The organism is Variovorax boronicumulans, assembly GCF_019352895.1.
GTDB lineage: Bacteria > Pseudomonadota > Gammaproteobacteria > Burkholderiales > Burkholderiaceae_C > Variovorax > Variovorax boronicumulans_A.
The window spans coordinates 239,965-256,238 of the sequence record NZ_JAAAFX010000007.1 but is presented as its reverse complement, the minus strand read 5'-3'; the positions used below and the strand labels follow the sequence as shown (position 1 = coordinate 256,238).

At 70.4% G+C, this 16,274-nt stretch carries 16 protein-coding genes; 3 read left to right on the top strand and 13 right to left on the bottom strand.

The genetic code is table 11. From position 1 onward, the window contains the following. Nucleotides 1-32: 32 nt before the first annotated feature. The 3 genes from K0H49_RS16170 to K0H49_RS16160 all read right to left on the bottom strand — a co-directional run bounded on the left by K0H49_RS16170 (nt 33) and on the right by K0H49_RS16160 (nt 2,873). Complete coding sequence (locus K0H49_RS16170) at nt 33-1,052, bottom strand: sulfonate ABC transporter substrate-binding protein (RefSeq protein ID WP_219214528.1); 1,020 nt, start codon at nt 1,050-1,052, stop codon at nt 33-35. Between the two features lie 185 nt (nt 1,053-1,237). Further along, nucleotides 1,238-1,822 carry an NADPH-dependent FMN reductase gene (gene ssuE, locus K0H49_RS16165; RefSeq protein ID WP_219214526.1) on the bottom strand — a complete coding sequence of 195 codons (585 nt, stop codon included), beginning with the start codon at nt 1,820-1,822 and terminating at the stop codon, nt 1,238-1,240. A gap of 28 nt (nt 1,823-1,850) precedes the next feature. Further along, the gene (locus K0H49_RS16160; protein ID WP_183026463.1) at nt 1,851-2,873 is read right to left on the bottom strand and encodes a sulfate ABC transporter substrate-binding protein; all 1,023 of its coding nucleotides are present in this window, start codon (nt 2,871-2,873) and stop codon (nt 1,851-1,853) included. A gap of 164 nt (nt 2,874-3,037) precedes the next feature. On the opposite strand from K0H49_RS16160, the gene K0H49_RS16155 reads away from it, so the two are divergent. Further along, nucleotides 3,038-3,310: an oxidative damage protection protein gene (locus K0H49_RS16155; RefSeq protein ID WP_219214524.1), complete on the top strand. Its 273-nt coding sequence runs from the start codon at nt 3,038-3,040 to the stop codon at nt 3,308-3,310. Between the two features lie 117 nt (nt 3,311-3,427). After that, nucleotides 3,428-5,251, top strand: coding sequence for an FAD-dependent 5-carboxymethylaminomethyl-2-thiouridine(34) oxidoreductase MnmC (mnmC, locus tag K0H49_RS16150; RefSeq protein ID WP_219214522.1), 1,824 nt, complete (start codon nt 3,428-3,430; stop codon nt 5,249-5,251). A gap of 17 nt (nt 5,252-5,268) precedes the next feature. On the opposite strand, the gene K0H49_RS16145 is transcribed toward mnmC, so the two are convergent. The 7 genes from K0H49_RS16145 to K0H49_RS16115 form a co-directional block, all read right to left on the bottom strand. Continuing rightward, nucleotides 5,269-6,264 carry an aliphatic sulfonate ABC transporter substrate-binding protein gene (locus K0H49_RS16145; RefSeq protein WP_219214519.1) on the bottom strand — a complete coding sequence of 332 codons (996 nt, stop codon included), beginning with the start codon at nt 6,262-6,264 and terminating at the stop codon, nt 5,269-5,271. Nucleotides 6,265-6,325: 61 nt separating this feature from the next. Continuing rightward, nucleotides 6,326-7,234, bottom strand: coding sequence for an ABC transporter substrate-binding protein (locus K0H49_RS16140; RefSeq protein WP_219214517.1), 909 nt, complete (start codon nt 7,232-7,234; stop codon nt 6,326-6,328). Next, entirely contained in the window at nt 7,231-8,373 is a 1,143-nt protein-coding gene (locus tag K0H49_RS16135; protein WP_219214515.1) for an LLM class flavin-dependent oxidoreductase, read from the bottom strand. The genes K0H49_RS16140 and K0H49_RS16135 overlap by 4 nt, the downstream gene beginning before the upstream one ends. 47 nt (nt 8,374-8,420) lie before the next feature. Then, nucleotides 8,421-9,533: an ABC transporter substrate-binding protein gene (locus K0H49_RS16130; RefSeq protein ID WP_219214469.1), complete on the bottom strand. Its 1,113-nt coding sequence runs from the start codon at nt 9,531-9,533 to the stop codon at nt 8,421-8,423. After that, the gene (locus K0H49_RS16125) at nt 9,530-10,336 is read right to left on the bottom strand and encodes an ABC transporter ATP-binding protein (protein ID WP_257624913.1); all 807 of its coding nucleotides are present in this window, start codon (nt 10,334-10,336) and stop codon (nt 9,530-9,532) included. Before K0H49_RS16125 ends, K0H49_RS16130 begins: the two co-directional genes overlap by 4 nt. Continuing rightward, a complete protein-coding gene (locus K0H49_RS16120) occupies nt 10,309-11,088 on the bottom strand; it encodes an ABC transporter permease (RefSeq protein WP_219214463.1) in 780 nt (259 codons plus the stop codon). The genes K0H49_RS16125 and K0H49_RS16120 overlap by 28 nt, the downstream gene beginning before the upstream one ends. Before the next feature lie 35 nt (nt 11,089-11,123). Next, on the bottom strand, nt 11,124-11,894 hold the full coding sequence (locus K0H49_RS16115; RefSeq protein ID WP_219214460.1) for an ABC transporter permease subunit: 771 nt from the start codon (nt 11,892-11,894) through the stop codon (nt 11,124-11,126). A 170-nt stretch (nt 11,895-12,064) separates the two neighbouring features. On the opposite strand from K0H49_RS16115, the gene K0H49_RS16110 reads away from it, so the two are divergent. Beyond that, nucleotides 12,065-12,754 carry an XRE family transcriptional regulator gene (locus K0H49_RS16110; protein ID WP_219214456.1) on the top strand — a complete coding sequence of 230 codons (690 nt, stop codon included), beginning with the start codon at nt 12,065-12,067 and terminating at the stop codon, nt 12,752-12,754. 21 nt (nt 12,755-12,775) lie between these two features. On the opposite strand, the gene K0H49_RS16105 is transcribed toward K0H49_RS16110, so the two are convergent. From K0H49_RS16105 to K0H49_RS16095, 3 genes are read right to left on the bottom strand one after another with little or no spacing between them, the layout of a single operon-like run. After that, entirely contained in the window at nt 12,776-14,041 is a 1,266-nt protein-coding gene (locus K0H49_RS16105) for a class I SAM-dependent methyltransferase (RefSeq protein WP_219214453.1), read from the bottom strand. Then, nucleotides 14,038-14,862, bottom strand: coding sequence for a DUF1365 domain-containing protein (locus tag K0H49_RS16100; RefSeq protein ID WP_374122367.1), 825 nt, complete (start codon nt 14,860-14,862; stop codon nt 14,038-14,040). Before K0H49_RS16100 ends, K0H49_RS16105 begins: the two co-directional genes overlap by 4 nt. Beyond that, the gene (locus tag K0H49_RS16095; RefSeq protein WP_219214450.1) at nt 14,859-16,232 is read right to left on the bottom strand and encodes an NAD(P)/FAD-dependent oxidoreductase; all 1,374 of its coding nucleotides are present in this window, start codon (nt 16,230-16,232) and stop codon (nt 14,859-14,861) included. The genes K0H49_RS16100 and K0H49_RS16095 overlap by 4 nt, the downstream gene beginning before the upstream one ends. Nucleotides 16,233-16,274 lie beyond the last annotated feature (42 nt).

The window sequence follows — 16,274 nt, the reverse complement described above, 5'->3', positions numbered from 1 at the left end:
CTGTTCGGTTCGGCCTGGAAGGAGGGAGCGGCCTAGTTGGCGATCGCGTCGCGCACCTTGATGGCCTTGGGAATCAGCTTCAGCTGGAAGAAGGTGTCGGCGATCTTTTGCTGCTCGGCCACGACCTCGGGCGTGAGCGGCTTGACGTTGAACTCGTAGCGGCGCAGCGCCAGCTCGACCACGTCCACCGGCAGGCCCTGCAGCGGCGCGATGATCTCGGCGGCCTGGCGCAGGTTCTTCTTGAGCCAGATGCCCTGCGACACCGAGTCCTCGAACAACGCCTCGATCACCTTCGGGTTCTTCGTGACGAAGCCGCGCTCGCCCAGGTAGTACTGGTAGTTGCTCACCACGCCCGGCGTGCCGTCGGCCAGCACGCGCGCGCCGGTGGCCTTCTCGGCCGCAGCCTGGAACGGATCCCAGATCACCCAGGCATCGACGTTCTTGCTTTCGAAGGCCGCGCGGCCGTCGGCCGGCGCCAGGTAGATCGGCTGGATGTCGGACAGACTGAGACCGTTCTTCTCGAGTTGCTTGACCAGCAGGTAGTGCACGTTGCTGCCCTTGTTGAGCGCAACCTTCTTGCCCTTGAGATCGGCCACCGAACGGATCGGCGAGTCCTTGGTGACCAGGATGGCCTCGGCGCGCGGCGCGGCCGGGTCGTGGCCGAAGTAGACGAACTTGGCGCCGGCGGCCTGCGCGAAGATCGGCGGCGCCTCGCCCACGAAGCCCACGTCGACCGCGCCGACGTTGAGCCCTTCGAGCAGTTGCGGCCCGGCCGGGAACTCGACCCACTTCACGCCGAAGCCCAGCGGCTGCAGCTTCTTCTCCAGCGAGCCCTGGGCCTTCTGCAGCACGAACAGGCTGGCCGACTTCTGGTAGCCGATGCGCAACTGCTGCGCACCGGCCTGCGCGTGCGCCGAGGTCGCGGTCAGGAAGGCCGTGATCAAGGCGATGGCCGCGACCACCAGCAGGCTCAGCGCGAGGTCGCGCAGCGACTGCCACAGCGGACGCGGTTCGGAATCGATGGCGAAGTCTTCGGGGTTGACGGGATGCATGGAGATGTCCTTTGGCGAAACACAGGCAAAGCCTTCCCCATGACCACCCCAGCGGTGGCACGGGACTCTGTTCGTGGAACACCGCGGAACCGGCTTCGCCGGGCCGCTGGTGTTGCCCCCTTGAGGGGGGAAAGCCAAGCGACACGAAGTGCGCGCCGGCTATCGGGGGTGGGTCACCTCGCGGGTCAGAAACTACATCGCACCTGCGAGAACGGCACCGGATCGAAGCCGCGCCGCGGCGGCAACTTCAGGCCTTCGGTGGCCAGCGCCTCGGCCGCGTCGTCGAGCCGGCGTGCCAGGTCCGGGTGCACCTGGTAGGCGCCCTCGGGCGTGAGCGTGACCTGGGCGTCGGTGGCATAGACACCCGGCAGGATCTGCCGCGCCGCCAGCGACTGCAGCACCGGGCGCAGCGCATAGTCCAGCGCGAGCATGTGGTGCGGGCTGCCGCCGGTGGCCAGCGGCAGCACCGTCTTGCCCTTGAGCGCGTCCTGCGCCAGCAGGTCCAGCAGCACCTTGAGCACGCCGCTGTACGCAGCCTTGTAGACCGGGGTCGCGACCACCACCACCTGGGCCTCGGCGACCTGCGCGATCACGCGCTGGACGGCCGGATGGTTCCAGTCGGCATGCAGCAGGGGCTGCGCCGGGAGCTCGCGCACCGCGATGCGATCGATGCGGGCGCCGCGGCCTTCGAGCCGCTGGCCCACCGCTTCGAGCAGCGCCGATGAACGCGAGGGGGCGGTCGGGCTGCCGGCAATCAACAAAACAGTCACACGTGCTTTCTTTGGTTTCTCGGATCGATCACTTGTTGGTGTAGATCTGGTCGAAGGAACCGCCATCGGCGAAGTGCGCCTTGTCCGCCTTCGTCCAGCCGCCGAAGGCGTCGTCGATGGTGAACAGCGTCAGCTTCGGGAACTGCTTGTCGTACTTGGCCTTGGCCTTTTCCGAGGTCGGGCGGTAGTAGTTGCGGCCGGCGATGTCCTGGCCTTCGTCCGAGTAGAGGTACTTCAGGTATTCCTCGGCCACGGCGCGCGTGCCCTTGCGGTCGACCACCTTGTCGACCACGGCCACGGTGGGCTCGGCCAGGATGCTGATCGAGGGCGCGACGATGTCGAACTTGTCCGGACCGAATTCCTTGAGCGCCAGGTAGGCCTCGTTCTCCCAGGCCAGCAGCACGTCGCCCACGCCGCGCTGGACGAAGGTGATGGTGGAGCCGCGCGCGCCCGTGTCGAGCACCGGCACGTTCTTGAACAGCTTGCCGACGAAGTCCTTGGCCTTGTCGTCGCCGCCGTACTTGCGCTTGGCGAATTCCCAGGCCGCGAGGTAGTTCCAGCGCGCGCCACCCGAGGTCTTCGGGTTGGGCGTGATCACCTGCACGCCGGGCTTGATCAGGTCGTCCCAGTCCTTCAGGCCCTTGGGATTGCCCTTCTTCACCAGGAACACGATGGTCGAGGTGTAGGGCGCCGAATTGTGCGGCAGGCGCTTCTGCCAGTCGGGCTTGACCAGACCGCCGTGCGTGACCAGCGCGTCGGTGTCGCCGGCCAGCGCCAGCGTGGCGACGTCGGCGTCGATGCCGTCGATGATCGAGCGGGCCTGCTTGCCCGAGCCGCCGTGCGACTGCTTGATCACCACGTCCTGGCCGGTCTTGCCCTTCCAGTAGGCGGCGAAGGCCTTGTTGTAGTCGACGTAGAGCTCGCGGGTCGGGTCGTAGGAGACGTTGAGCAGGTTCACCGTCTGGGCGAACGACGGCAGGGCCGTGAGGGCCATGCCGCTCGCCAGGACAGTGCCGATGGAAAGCTTGATAAAGTCGCGGCGAATGCTCATGGTGTTCTGCTCTCTGTTCAATGCAAGGGGCATATCAATGAAGCTGCCGATTCTGAATTCGGCATAAGGAACTTGGAACGACCGAGTTCTCAGTTCTAAATAGCGAAATCAACTAAGGGACCCGGTCACGGCCGTCCCGCAACCCACACGCAAAGGCAATCCAAATGGCTCGCATGGTCCAGTGCATCAAACTCGGCAAAGAAGCCGAGGGACTCGACTTCCCCCCCTACCCCGGTGACATGGGCAAGCGGCTCTGGGAAAACGTCAGCAAGGAAGCCTGGGCCGCCTGGCTCAAGCAACAGACGATGCTGGTCAACGAGAACCGGCTCAACCTGGCCGACCAGCGCGCCCGGGAATACCTCAAGCGCCAGATGGAGAAGCATTTCTTCGGCGACGGCGCCGACGTCGCGCAGGGCTACGTCCCGCCTTCGGCCTGACCTGTCTTCTCCTTCCCCCGCCGGGGGAAGGTCGGGATGGGGGCATGGCGTTGTCCATGGACACGCCGTCTGCCCTCACCCCCGCCCTCTCCCAAAGGGAGAGGGAGCAATACCCCCATGACCGAACCCGTCACCTGGCGTGCCGATGGCGTTCCGCTGAGCGAACGCTTCGGCGACATCTATCACACCGAAACCGGTGCGCTGGCGCAGTCGCGCCATGTGTTCCTGGGCGGCTGCGGGCTGCCCGGCGCCTGGGCCGACCAGGCGCAGTGGCGCATCCTCGAAACCGGCTTCGGCTTCGGCCTCAACTTCCTCGCGACCTGGCAGGCCTGGCGCGACGACCCGGCGCGCCCGTCGCTGCTGCACTTCGTGTCGATCGAGGCCTACCCCGTGGGCGCCGAGGACCTGCGCCGCGCCGCCGCCGCCTATCCCGAACTGCATCCGCTGGCCGAGGAACTGGCCGCGCAATGGCTGGAGCTGCTGCCCGGCTTCCACCGCCTGGCCTTCGACGGCGGCCGCGTGCTGCTCACCGTGTGCGTGGGCGACGTGCAGGCCATGCTCAAGGCCCAGCGCTTCGAGGCCGACAGCCTGTTCCTCGACGGCTTCAGCCCGGTGCAGAACCCCGACATGTGGTCGCCGGACACGCTCAAGGCCGTGTCGCGCTTCGCCCGGCGCGGCACCGGCCTCGCGACCTGGACCATCGCGCGCGCGGTGCGCGACACGCTCGCGCAGCTCGGCTTCCAGGTGCGCAAGGCGCCCGGCTTTCCACCCAAGCGTGACTGCCTGCGCGGCGTGTTCGATCCGGCGTGGACCCCGCGCCAGCGCAAGCCCGCGACCGCAGCGGCCACGCCTGGGCGCTGCGCCGTGATCGGCGCCGGGCTCGCGGGCGCCGCCGTGGCCGCGAGCCTGGCGCGGCGCGGCTGGCAGGTCGAGGTGCTCGAGCGCGCCGACCATGCGGCCGCGGGTGCCTCGGGCCTGCCGGTGGGGATGCTCGCGCCGCACGTCTCGTCCGACGACGCCCTGCTCTCGCGCCTCACGCGCGCCGGCATCCGCGCCACCTGGCAGCAGCTCGAAGACCTGCTCGTCGAGGGCCGCGACTGGCGCGCCAGCGGCGTGCTCGAACGCCGGCCGGCGGTGCCGCCGCCGCGGCTGCCGCCGGGCTGGACGCCCGCAGGCCCGAACCTCTCATGGCGGGCCGACGCACCACAACTGCTCGCGGCCGGCCTGCCCGCGGATGCCGCCGCGCTGTGGCACGGACGCGGGGGCTGGGTCAAGCCGGCCGCGCTGGTCGCAGCCTGGCTGGCGCAGCCCGGCATCCGGCTGCGCACGGCGGTCGACGTCGCGCGGCTCGCGCCCTCGGCGCAAGGCTGGCAGTTGTTCGATGCGGAAGATCGCCTGCTCACCGAAGCCGACCGGGTGGTCGTCGCCGCCGGCTTCGACAGCCTGCGCTTCGCGCCCGCGCTGCCACTGCAGCCGGTGCGCGGCCAGGTCGCCTGGGGCACATCGACCGAGGCCCTGGCCGACACCCCCGTCAACGGCGACGGCCACCTGATCCCCCGGGTGCCCGGCCCCGACGGCGCATGGCACTGGCTCAGCGGCGCGACCTACGAGCGCGGCAGCACCGACACCGCGCCGCGCGACGCCGACCACGCGGCCAACCGCGCGCAGCTCGAACGGCTGCACCCGGCCACCGCCGCGGCGCTGGGGCACGCGTTCGACCAGGCCACGCCCTGGGCCGGCATCCGCTGCGCCTCGGCCGACCGCCGGCCGCTGGTCGGCCCGCTGGAAGAACGACCGGGCCTCTGGGTCTGCACCGCGCTGGGCTCGCGCGGCCTGAGCTTTGCCGCGCTGTGTGCCGAACTGCTGGCCGCGCAGTGGCATGGCGAGCCACTGCCGCTGTCAAACGCGCTGGCGAAGGCGCTGTCGACGCAGCGGCGCTGAGAGCCCCGATCAGGCGCTCAGGGCGCCTTGTCGAGGTCCAGGATGAAGGGCTTGAAGTCGGGCTCGCGCGGGATCACTCGGTACTTGACGAACAGCTTGGCCGCGCTCTGCAGCGTCGGCAGGATCGCCGGCGTGACGGGCAGCACCTCGCGCGAAGCGGGCGGTACGAAGATCGGTGCGGTCTGGGCGTCGAGATTGCCCAGCTTCTGCCACAGCACCGCGGTCGCGGCCGGGTCCTTGGCCGATTGCGCGGCCGATTCACGCAGCGCCTCGAACACCGCCTTCAAGGCCTCCGGATGCTCGGCGGCGAACTGTTCGCGCGCGATGTAGATCAGCAGGTTCTCCGAGCCCACGTCGCGGCCGCTCACGAGCTTGACGCCATTGCCCTTGGCTTCGGCGGAGGCGCCGAAGGTGCGCCAGCTCGCCAGCGCATCGACCTGTCCGCCGTTGAACGCGGCCAGCGCATCGGCGGGATCGAAGTGGCTGATCTTCACGTCCTTGGGCGAGATGCCGGCCTTGTCGAGCGCCTTGAGCAGCACGTGATGGCCCGAGCCGCCCTTGTCCGTCGCGATCTTGCGGCCCTTGAGGTCGGCCAGGGCCTTGATGCCGGAGTCTTTCTTGACCCAGATGCCTTCGCCGTCGAGGTCGGGCGCCTGGTAGGCAAAGATCCTGAACTTCGCATTGCCGAGGATGGCCGGCGAGGCGTTGGTGGAGGTGGTGAAGGTCACGTCCACCTGCCCGGCACTCAGCGCCTCGAAGGGCGTGCCCGAATAGGGGCCGCGCCAGACCAGCGCGGTGCCGGCCTCGGCGAGCCGACGCTCGAGCGAGCCGTTCTCCTTGGCCAGATTGGAGGTGGTGAGGCCGCGGATCACGCCGTACTGCAGCTCAACGGGCTTCGCACCTTGGGCGGCGCTGACGCCTGCAAGCACCAGCAGGGCGCCGCCGGCAAGCACGCGGCGCAGTCCGAAGGCCAGGCGCCGCAGCGACGGGAGGGTGTTGGATCGATGGTTCATGAAAGGTCGTTCGTCAGCGAGAGGTTCAGGGAAATCGAAGAAAGAAGAGAAAGGCGCGGTGTCATGCGCCGAGCGCCGCCTCGCGGCGGGCCTCCTGCGCATGGGCCCACACGGCGGCGCTGCCGTTGTCCACGGCATCGCCGATGCGCACGCCCACGAGCACGCCCGCGGCGGCGAGCACGTCGGCCACGCGTTGCTGCTCCTGCGCGAAGGCTGCATCGGCCGGGCCCAGGCCCTCGGCGCCGCTCTGCTGCCGGATGCCTCGCTCCAGTGCATCGCGTGCCACCGGGCTGCCCTGCTCCAGCAAGGCCGCGGCCTCGGCGGGATGGCGGCCAAGCCAGCGGCCGGCGGCGTCGAGCGCGGCGACGAAGCGCCCCAGCACTTCGGGTGCCCGCGCCACGGTCTCGCGCCGCGCGAAGCTCACGCTGCGGTTGCTCCAGACATCGCCCACCGCGACGAGCGTGCGCAGTTCGGGCGCATCGATCTCCTCCGGCCGCGCCACCCATGCGTCGACGGCCGAGGGGTCCACGCGACCGGCGGAGTCGACGAAGCTCACCGGCGTGATGTCACGGAACGAGCGCCCGGCGCCGTCGAGCGCCAGCGCCACGAAGGCGGTGTGCCAGGAGCCGACCGCGAAGCCGATGCGCCGGCCCGCCAACTGCTCCAGCCGCTGCACCGGCGAGTCCTTGGGCACCACGATGGCACCGGAGCGCGGCCGCGGCTGTCCCACCGCGAGGTAGACGATGTCGGCACCGGCCGCCTGGATGGTGATGGGCGGCGTGGCGCCGGTCAGCGCCACGTCGATGGCGCCGCTGGCGAACTGGGCCGGCGTCATCGTGCCGTGCGCGTACCAGACCCACTCCACGTCGTCGGCCAGCGCCTGCCGTGCGGCCTCGAAGGCCGGCGCGCGCAGCAGCACCGGGCCCGCGGGCGACTGGGGATGGATGCCGATGCGGATCCGGCGGCTCATTTCGCCCCCACGCCGTTAAGCTGGTTGTTGAAGGTGCGCGCCTTGCGCTGCGCGGGCTCGCGCTGGCCCGGCACCGGGCTCAGCGGCAGCAGCGGCAACAGGTCGTCGGCCACGCGCATCGCCTCCTCCGGCAGCGGATGGTGCGACAGGATGAACTTGTCGACGCCGGCCTTGTGGTACTCGATCAGGCGGTCGGCCACCTGCCGCGGCGTGCCCACCAGCGTGATGCTGGAGCCGATGCGCAGCAGGCCGTAGCCGGTCCAGACGTTGGGCGAGATTTCGAGGTCTCGCGCATGGCGCGGCAGCTGTCCGCTGTGCAGCGACAGCGCGCGCTGCTGCCCCACCGATTGCCCGGCGCGCAGGCCGCGCTGCAGCGCATCGACCGAGCCCTGGTCGGCATGCTTGAGCATGCTGTCGATCTCGGCCCAGGCCTGCTCCTCGGTGTCGCGCACGACCACGTGGATGGTCATCGCGGTCTCGACCTCGCGGCCATAGCCGGCCGCGCGTTCGCGGAAGGCCGCGATGTGCGCGGCATGCTTTTCCAGCGGCTCGGCCCAGCTCGCATACACGTCGCCGTGCTTGGCCGCCAGGTCCATGGCGACGTCGGAGGAGCCGCCCACCCAGATCGGCGGATGCGGCGACTGGATGGCCGCGTCCAGCGGCTGGCCGCCGCGGATGTCCAGGTGCTTGCCCTTGAAGTCGATCGGGCCGGGGCCGCCGCCCACGATGCGCCGGTAGACCTCGAGGTACTCGTCGCCGTGCGCATAGCGGTCGTCGTGCGCGAGGTGCACGCCCGCCGCGCCCAGGCCGGCGTGGCCGTTGACGATGTTGATGTCGAGCCGCCCGCCCGACAGGTGATCGAAGGTGACGGCCTGCTTGGCCAGCAGCGTCGGCGACAGCAGCGAGGGGTGCACCGCAATCAGGAAGCGCATGCGCTCCGTGTGCGCGGCCAGCGTGGACGAGATGGCCCACGGGTCCCAGCCGCCGCCGGCGCCGGTCGCCACCAGCGCGCCGTGGAATCCCGAGGCGTCGATCGCCGAGCCCAGCGCCTTCAGGTAGCGCCGGTCCACATGCCGCGTCTTGCCGGCGTTCCAGGGGTACTGGCCGTCGACGTAGAAAACATACCAATAGACTTCCATTTCAAAGCTCTCTCGATTGCAGGGGTTGGGGGTGAACGGCTGGCGCTTCAGGCTGGTTCGGGTTGTGCGATTCGCTCCTCGGCATGCCGGGCCAGGGCCCGCGCGAGCGGGCGGCGATCGATCCACTGTTCGAGGTCGAAGGCCTGCCGGATGAAGCCGTGGTGCAGCAGGAAGTCGTGCTGCGACTGCAGCGCGGCGACGTTCTCCTCGCCCAGGTCGATGTTCAGCCCCTCGGTCAGGTCGGCGCCCCAGGCCTGGTCGACCAGCGCCTCCGAGGTCTTGAACTCCTGGGCCATGAGGCGCACCACCTCGGCCCGGTGGCCGCGTGCCCAGTCGCGTGCGCGCAGCAGTTGCAGCAGCACCCGCTCCACGACCTCGGGTCGCTGCTCGACCAGGCTCGCGCTCACCGTCAGCACGTCGGGCGTGTCGTTGTTCACGCGGTCCAGACGTTGCGGAGAGAGCGAGCGATCGAAGATCGTGCGCGCGCCGATGAGTCCTTCGAACTCGACGCCGTAGTGCGCCTGGGTGGCGATGGCGTCGACTTCGCCCCGCACCAGGGGCAGCAGCAGTTCGCGCCGGCGCGCCAGGCTGCGGTCGGTGGTCCAGAGCGAGCCGTCCGGCGACAGCGCGGCCGTGGCACCGCTCTGGGCCCCGACCTGCGAGCGCTGCTCCACCAGCACGACGTCGCGCAAGCCCAGGCCGGCGGACGCGAGCGCCGCCTCGTAGGTGCGCAGCGTGGAAGCGCGCCAGTAGTCGATCGACGCCGTGGGCTGGCGTTGGACCAGGATGCGCTTCCCCGCCAGGTCGGCCGGCGTGCGGATGCCGCTGTCGGGCAGTACCTGCACCTGCTGGCGCATCGTGACCCACGACACGCCGATCAGGCGCGTGTCTGCGCCCTCGGAGCGCGCCCACAGCGGCGGGATGTTGCCGCCGTGGCGGAACACGTCGGCTCGGGCATGCGTGAAGTGCGCGTTGCGGATCGCATCGTCGCGCGACTCGCCCAGCGAACGCCAGGGCAGCGGGTCGCGCCCGGGCGCGGCCTCGAAGGTCTCGTGCAGCCAGCCGAGCTTCAGCGCCACGGCAAAGGGCGTCGGGACCGGGCAGCGCGAGTACCACACGTCCTCCGGTGTCGATGGCGGGGAAAGGGCGACATGGCTCATAGGGGTTGAACTCCGGGGACAAGAGAGGGGGAAGAAACGGGAGGGCGCGGCGCGCGCGCCGCGTCGGGCGCCACCACGCCCAGTTCGGCCAGCAGCCGCTCGCGCAAAGCCTCGAAGCCGGGCGCGTTGCGGCGGCGCGGCCGCTCGAAATCGATCGGTAGGTCGACGGCGATCACGCCCTCGCGCATCACGAGCACGCGGTCGGCCAGCAGCAGTGCCTCGTCGACGTCGTGCGTGACCAGCAGCACGGCCGGGTCGTGGGCCTGCCACAGGTCCAGCACCATCTGCTGCATGCGCAGGCGGGTCAACGCATCGAGCGCCGCGAAGGGTTCGTCCAGCAGCAGCAGCTCGGGCTGCCGCACCAGGGCACGCGCCAGCGCCGCGCGCTGTGCCTCGCCGCCGGACAAAGTCCCCGGCCAGTCGCCGGCCCGGGCTGCCAGCCCCACCTCGGCCAGGGCCGCCTCCGCCAGCGCGCGGTTGCGCGGCAGCCCCAGCACGACGTTGCGCCACACATGCCGCCACGGCAGCAGCCGCGCATCCTGGAACACCACGCCGCGACGCGCGGGCACGTCGATCTGGCCGCCGTCGGGCCGGTCGAGCTCGGCCAGCAGCCGCAGCAGCGTGGTTTTGCCGCAGCCGCTGGGGCCGAGCAGCGCCACGAACTGCCCGGGCGGGATGTCCAGATCGACGTGCCGCAGCACGGTGCGTTCGCCGAAGCGGCGCAACGCACCGCGCACCGAGACCACCGCACGCAGCGGATGGCCTGAAGCGGGCGTCACTGCCCCGCGAATGTCCGACGCCATGCCAACAACCTCCATTCCAGCCAACGAACGAGCGCGTCGGCCGCCAGCCCCATCAGGGCGTAGACGACGACGCAGAGAAAGATCACATCGACCTGGACGAACTCGCGCGCCTGCGCAATCAGCGCGCCGATACCGGTGGGCGCGCCGATGATTTCGGCCGAGACCAGGGCCGCCAGCGCCCACGAGAAGGACAGCCGGGCCCCGACCAGCATCGAGGGCAGCGCGCCGGGCAGCGCGATCTCGCGCACCACGCCCCAGCCGCGCACGCCCACCGCGTGGGCCGACTCGGCCAGCCGCCGGTCGACCGCATGCACACCCGAGATGGTGTTGAGGTACATCGGGAACATCGCGCCGAAGGCCACCAGCGCGATGCGCGAGGCCTCGCCCGCGCCGAACCAGAGGCTGAACATCGGCGCCAGCGCCAGGAAGGGAATCGCGCGCAGCGCCTGCATCGTGCCGTCCAGCAGTTCCTCGCCGCGCGACCACAGCGCGACCAGCACGCCGAGGCCGACGCCCACGCCCGCGCCCAGCGCGAAGCCGGCCAGGAACCGGTAGAGCGAGATGCCCACGGCTTCGAACAACACGCCGTCGGCGCCGAGCCGCAGCGCGGCCGCCAGCACGGCCCACGGCGAGGGCAGGAAGGCCGGCGAAAGCCAGCCCGCCGCCGAGGCGAGCGACCACAGCACGAGCAGCATCAGCGGCACGACGGCACGTCGCCAGCGGGGCGTGAGCCGAAGGCCTGCGCGCGGCACGGCCCGCGCCGGCGCCCGGGGAGCGACCGCGGCCCTCATGACGCACGCACGCCGCTGCGCCAGGACAGCAGCCGCCACTCCAGCAGCCGCACCATCGCGTTGGTGGCCAGACCCAGCAACGCGTAGATCACCATGCACAGCGCCATCACGTCGGTCTGCACGAAGCGCCGCGCATCCAGCAGCAGCGCGCCGATGCCGGCGTCGGCATTGATCTGCTCGGCGATCACCAGCGAGATCACCGACAGCGCGAGCGAATAGCGCAGCCCGACCAGGATCGCGGGCAGCGCGCCCGGCAGCACCACCTCGCGCACCAGTGCCGCACGGCCCAGGCCCAGCGTGCGGCCGGCCTCCAGCAACCGGTTGTCGATGCCGCGGATGCCCGCGTAGGTGTTGATGTAGAGCGGGAACAGCGTGGCGAAGGCGACCAGCGCGATCTTGGCGCTCTCGTCGATGCCGAACCAGACGATGAACAGCGGCGCGAGTGCCACGAAGGGCACCGTGCGCAGCATCTGCATGCTGCCGTCGATCAGTTCCTCGCCCAGCTGCCAGAAGCCGGCCGCCAGGCCCAGCGTCAGTCCCAGCACGCCGCCCAGCGCAAAGCCGAGAGCGGCGCGCCGCAGCGAGACGCCCAGCGCCTCCTGCAACGTGCCGTCGACCGCGAGGGTCCAGGCCGCGCTCAGTGTGCTGCCCGGGGACGCCAGGGTGCCTGGCGGCAACCAGCCCGAAGCCGTTACCCACTGCCACAGGGCCAGCAGCAACAGGGGCACCGGCGCCCGACGTGCCATGGCCGATAATGAATCGCTCATTTCAAACTCAGCTATCGATCACTTTCGACAGCAAATAATTGACTTGAGCGAATGCTATTCATCCATCGCGAAGCTCATACGAAGAATTTCTTCGATGGATAAGCGTTTTTCTTCTCAACCGCGTGATTCAACTACTATAGATTGCGTCAATACTTACGGATAGCGAAAACATGAAGCCTGCTGTTGAACCTGACGCCCCGGTCGCGGACGCTGCGGACGAGGCCTTCATCGCGCGGCTGGGCGAACTGGTGTCTCTGGTCGGCAGCGCCAGCGCACTGGCGCGGCGGGCCGGCATCTCGCACAGCGGGCTGAGCCGCTATATGGCCGGCGGCGACCCTTCACGCCGCGTGCTCACGGCGCTGGCGCAGGCGGCCGAGGTGTCGCTCGCCTGGCTCGCATCGGGCGTCGGGCCGATGCGCACGCCGAGCGCGCCCGCGCTGCCGACGAGCACGCTGCGGCTCGTGCCCTACCTGTCGGAAACGCAGGGGATGTCAAGCCGCGACGAGGTCGGGCCCAGCGCGCGCAAGGATTTCACCGCACAGGCCTTCTGCTTTCGCTGGCTCAGCGACAACGGCCTCGACGACACCCGCCTGTCGGCGCTGGAAGTGCGCGGCGAAAGCATGGCGCCCACGCTGCGGCCGGGCAACATCGTGCTGATCGACACCGACGCGCGCGAGATCGAGGACGACCGCCTCTACCTGCTGCGCGACGACAGCCATCTGCTGATCCGGCGGCTGCAGCTCGAGATCGGCGGCACGGTGCGCGCGCTCGCGGACAACCCCGTGCACCGGGAGTTCTTCGCGCCGCGCGACTCACTCAAGCTGCTGGGCCGCGTGGTCTGGTGTGGGGCGCTGCTCTGAGGCACGCGCCCTCGTCTGTGCTCAGGCCGCGCCCGGCGCGTGCTTCAGGCTGAACAGCCCGACGTTGACCCGGCCCGACCGGAAGCCCGCCTCGCAGTAGCACAGGTAGTACTCCCAGAGGCGCTTGAACGCGTCGTCGAAGCCCAGCCGCTCGATGTCCGGCCAGGCCGCGAGGAAGCGGTGGCGCCACTCGGCCAGCGTCTGGGCATAGCTGAGGCCGAACAGTTCCTCGACCCGCAGCGTGAGGCCGGCACGCTCGGCCTGCGCCTGCATCGCCTCGATCGAGGGCAGCATGCCGCCCGGGAAGATGAAGCGCTGGATGAAATCCGGCGTCCGGCGGTAATGGTCGAAGTGCGCCTCGGCGATCGTGATCACCTGCACCACGGCCGTGCCGTCGGCCGACAGGCGCTCGCGCAGGGTGTCGAAGTAGACCGGCCAGTAACGCTCGCCCACGGCCTCGAGCATCTCGATGGAGACGATGCGGTCGTAGCGGCCGTCGACGTCGCGGTAGTCCTGCAGCCGCAGGTCGACCGCCGGCTCGCGCTGCTCGGCCTCCACGCGCTGCTGCGCATGCGCCAGCTGCTCGGTCGACAAGGTGAGGCCGGTGACCTGCGCGCCCTGCCTGGCGATGGCCAGCGCCAGCGCGCCCCAGCCGCAGCCGATCTCGAGCACCTTCGCGTCGGGCTTCAGATCCAGCAGCTCGACGATGCGCTGCAGCTTGGCGGCCTGCGCCTGCTCCAGCGTCTCGTCGCCCGAGGCGTAGAGCGCGCTCGAATAGACCATGTCCGGGTCCAGCCACTTCGCATAGAAGTCGTTGCCCATGTCGTAGTGGAAGGAGATGTTCTGGCGGCTGCCGCGGCGCGTGTTGGCGCGCGCGCGGTGCAGCAGACGGCCGGCCCAGCGCGCGGGCAGCGAGGCGTCGAACACGCGGCCCCAACCGGCCTCGTTGCGGATGCCGAATTCGAGCAGCGCCGTGAGGTCGGGTGTCGACCAGTCGCCGTCGCGGTAGGACTCGGCCAGCCCGATGTCGCCGCGCAGCAGCATGCGCGCCAGCGGACGCCAGCGGTGCAGCGTGATCGCCGCATGCGGCCCCGATGCCGCGCCACGGCCCTCGACGCGCTGGCCGTCGGGCAGTTCGACGACCAGCGTGCCGCAGGCCATGCCGCGCATCAGGCGCACCAGCAGGCGGCGCAGCGGGTGCCGCGTCCAGCCCGGGCGCAGTGCGGCCGCAGCCTGTTCGAGGGACTCGGCCTGCAGGCCGTTCGACGGAGTGGAGGAAGTGCTCATGAGTCTTTGGTTCCGGCGATGGTCACAGATTGGGCGGGTGCGGCGGGGCAGGCATGGAAGCGCGCGCCCTTGATCCACAGCCGCAGGGCTTCCCAGTGGATGGCGCCCACCACCTTGAGGGTCAGCAAGGGGTGGGAAAAGAAGACGGCGGCCAGCGCGGCATCGCCGAGCGCCCGGCGCTTGGCATCGAAGCGCGCGACCAGCACCGGGCCGGTGTCGTCGGCCACGGTGATGCCGATCGCCAGGCCGGGGCGTGCGGCATCGGGCGCCTGCATCCGGAAGTCGTAGCGCAGGTCGAGCCCGAGGAAGGGCGAGACATGGAACTGCTTGTCGCAGCGCTGGGCGATGTCGCGGCCGTCGCGCCCTGCGGCATCGACCGCGATCAGGTAGCTGTGACGCTGGCCGAAGGTGTTGTTGACCTCGTAGAGGATCGCCTGCAGCCCGCTGCCGTCGGGATGGTCGCAGTAGTAGACGCTCAGTGGATTGAAGGCATAGCCCAGGATGCGCGGCATGCTCAGCAGCCGGATCGCACCGCCCGCGCGCAGGCCGGCGGCGACCAGCTGGCGCTCCACGTAGGGCCGCAGCCCCCGGCCGTCGGCCGCCTCGCCGGCACCGTAATCGCGCTCGTGCAGGCTGAACAGGTTGAAGCGGTTGAGCGAGAACAGCCGCAGCCGGCGCGCCAGTGCGGGCAGCTCGTCGATGTCGAGCAGCAGCGAGAACACGCGGTAGCTGAGCCGGTGCTTCGCCGGCCGCAGCCGCTGGTGCATCACGCGCCCGGCGTAGAGCGCGGACGCGGTGACGGCGCTGGCGCCGGTGGTCACGCGGCGACCTCAGCGGCCGACTGGATGCGGATGCGGCCCGATTCGTTGGCCACGTTCCAGGGCCGGCGCACGCCGCCCAGGGCCTCGGCCACGGCCAGGCCGGCCTGCAGGCCGTCTTCATGGAAGCCGGAGCCGAAGTAGGCGCCGCAGAACCAGGTGCGGCGGCGGCCCTGCAGGCTCCAGAGCTCGTCCTGCGCGCGGATGGCCTTCATGTCGAAGATCGGGTGCTCGTAGATCTCGCTGCGGATCAGGTGCTCGCTGCGCGGCTCCAGCGTCGGGTTGAGCGTGAGGAACATCGGCGTCTGCTCGGGGATGGCCTGCAGCCGGTTCATCCAGTAGGTCACGCAGGGCGCCTCGGCGCGGCTGCGGTCGGCCGCGTAGTTCCAGCTCGACCAGACGGCACGGCGTTGCGGCATCAGTGCCGGGTCGCTGTGCAGAACCGCGCGGTTGCGGCTGTAGTCGAAGGCGCCCAGCACCCGCTTCTCGAGCGCCGTGGCATCGGGCATCAGCCGCAGCGCCTGGTCGGCATGGGTGGCGATCACCACCTGGTCGAAGCGCTGCGCTGCGGCCGCGCCTTCGGTGCGTACCCAGGCGCCTTCCGCGTCGCGCTTGACCTCGGTGACGGCCTGGTCCAGGCGCAGGCCCTGGCCCAGCGCGGCCGTCAGGCGCTCGACGTAGCGCGCGCTGCCGCCGGTGACGGTGCGCCAGGCCGGCCGGCCGCTGAGCTTGAGCAGGTGGTGGTTCTCGCAGAAACGCACGAAGGCTTCGGTCGGGTACTCGCCGACGCGGGCCGCCGAGGTCGACCAGATCGCCGCGGCCATCGGGTACAGGTGGTCCTCGCGGAAGGCCTTGCCGAAGCCGCGCGCATCGAGGTAGCTGTCGAGCGGGATCAGGCCGAAGCGCTCGGCGTCGGCCGGCGCCTGGCGGTAGAAGCGCACCAGGTCGCGCAGCATCGACCAGAAGCGCAGGCTCAGCAGGTTGCCGCGCTGGGCGAACAGGCCGCGCAGGTCGGTGCCCGAATACTCGAGCTGGCCACCGTCCAGGCTCACGGCGAAGGACATCTCGGTGGACTGCGTCGCCACCCCCAGATGGTCGAACAGCGCGCTCAGGTTGGGATAGGCCGGCTCGTTGTAGACGATGAAGCCGGTGTCGACCGGGACCGTGCCGGCGGCGGTCGGCGCGTCCACCGTGTTGCTGTGGCCGCCGGGCCGGTTGTCGGCTTCGAACAGCGTCACGCGGTGGTGCTGCGACAGCAGCCACGCGGCCGACAGGCCCGAAATGCCGCTGCCGACGACGGCGATGTCGAGTGCCGGCTGGTCGGAGCCGCGGTGGGTCGGCAGGGGGCCCTCGGGCGCGGTGGCGATCGTCATGCAGTGCTCCGAAAAGGTGTGTTGCTGCTTGTACGCAGGCTC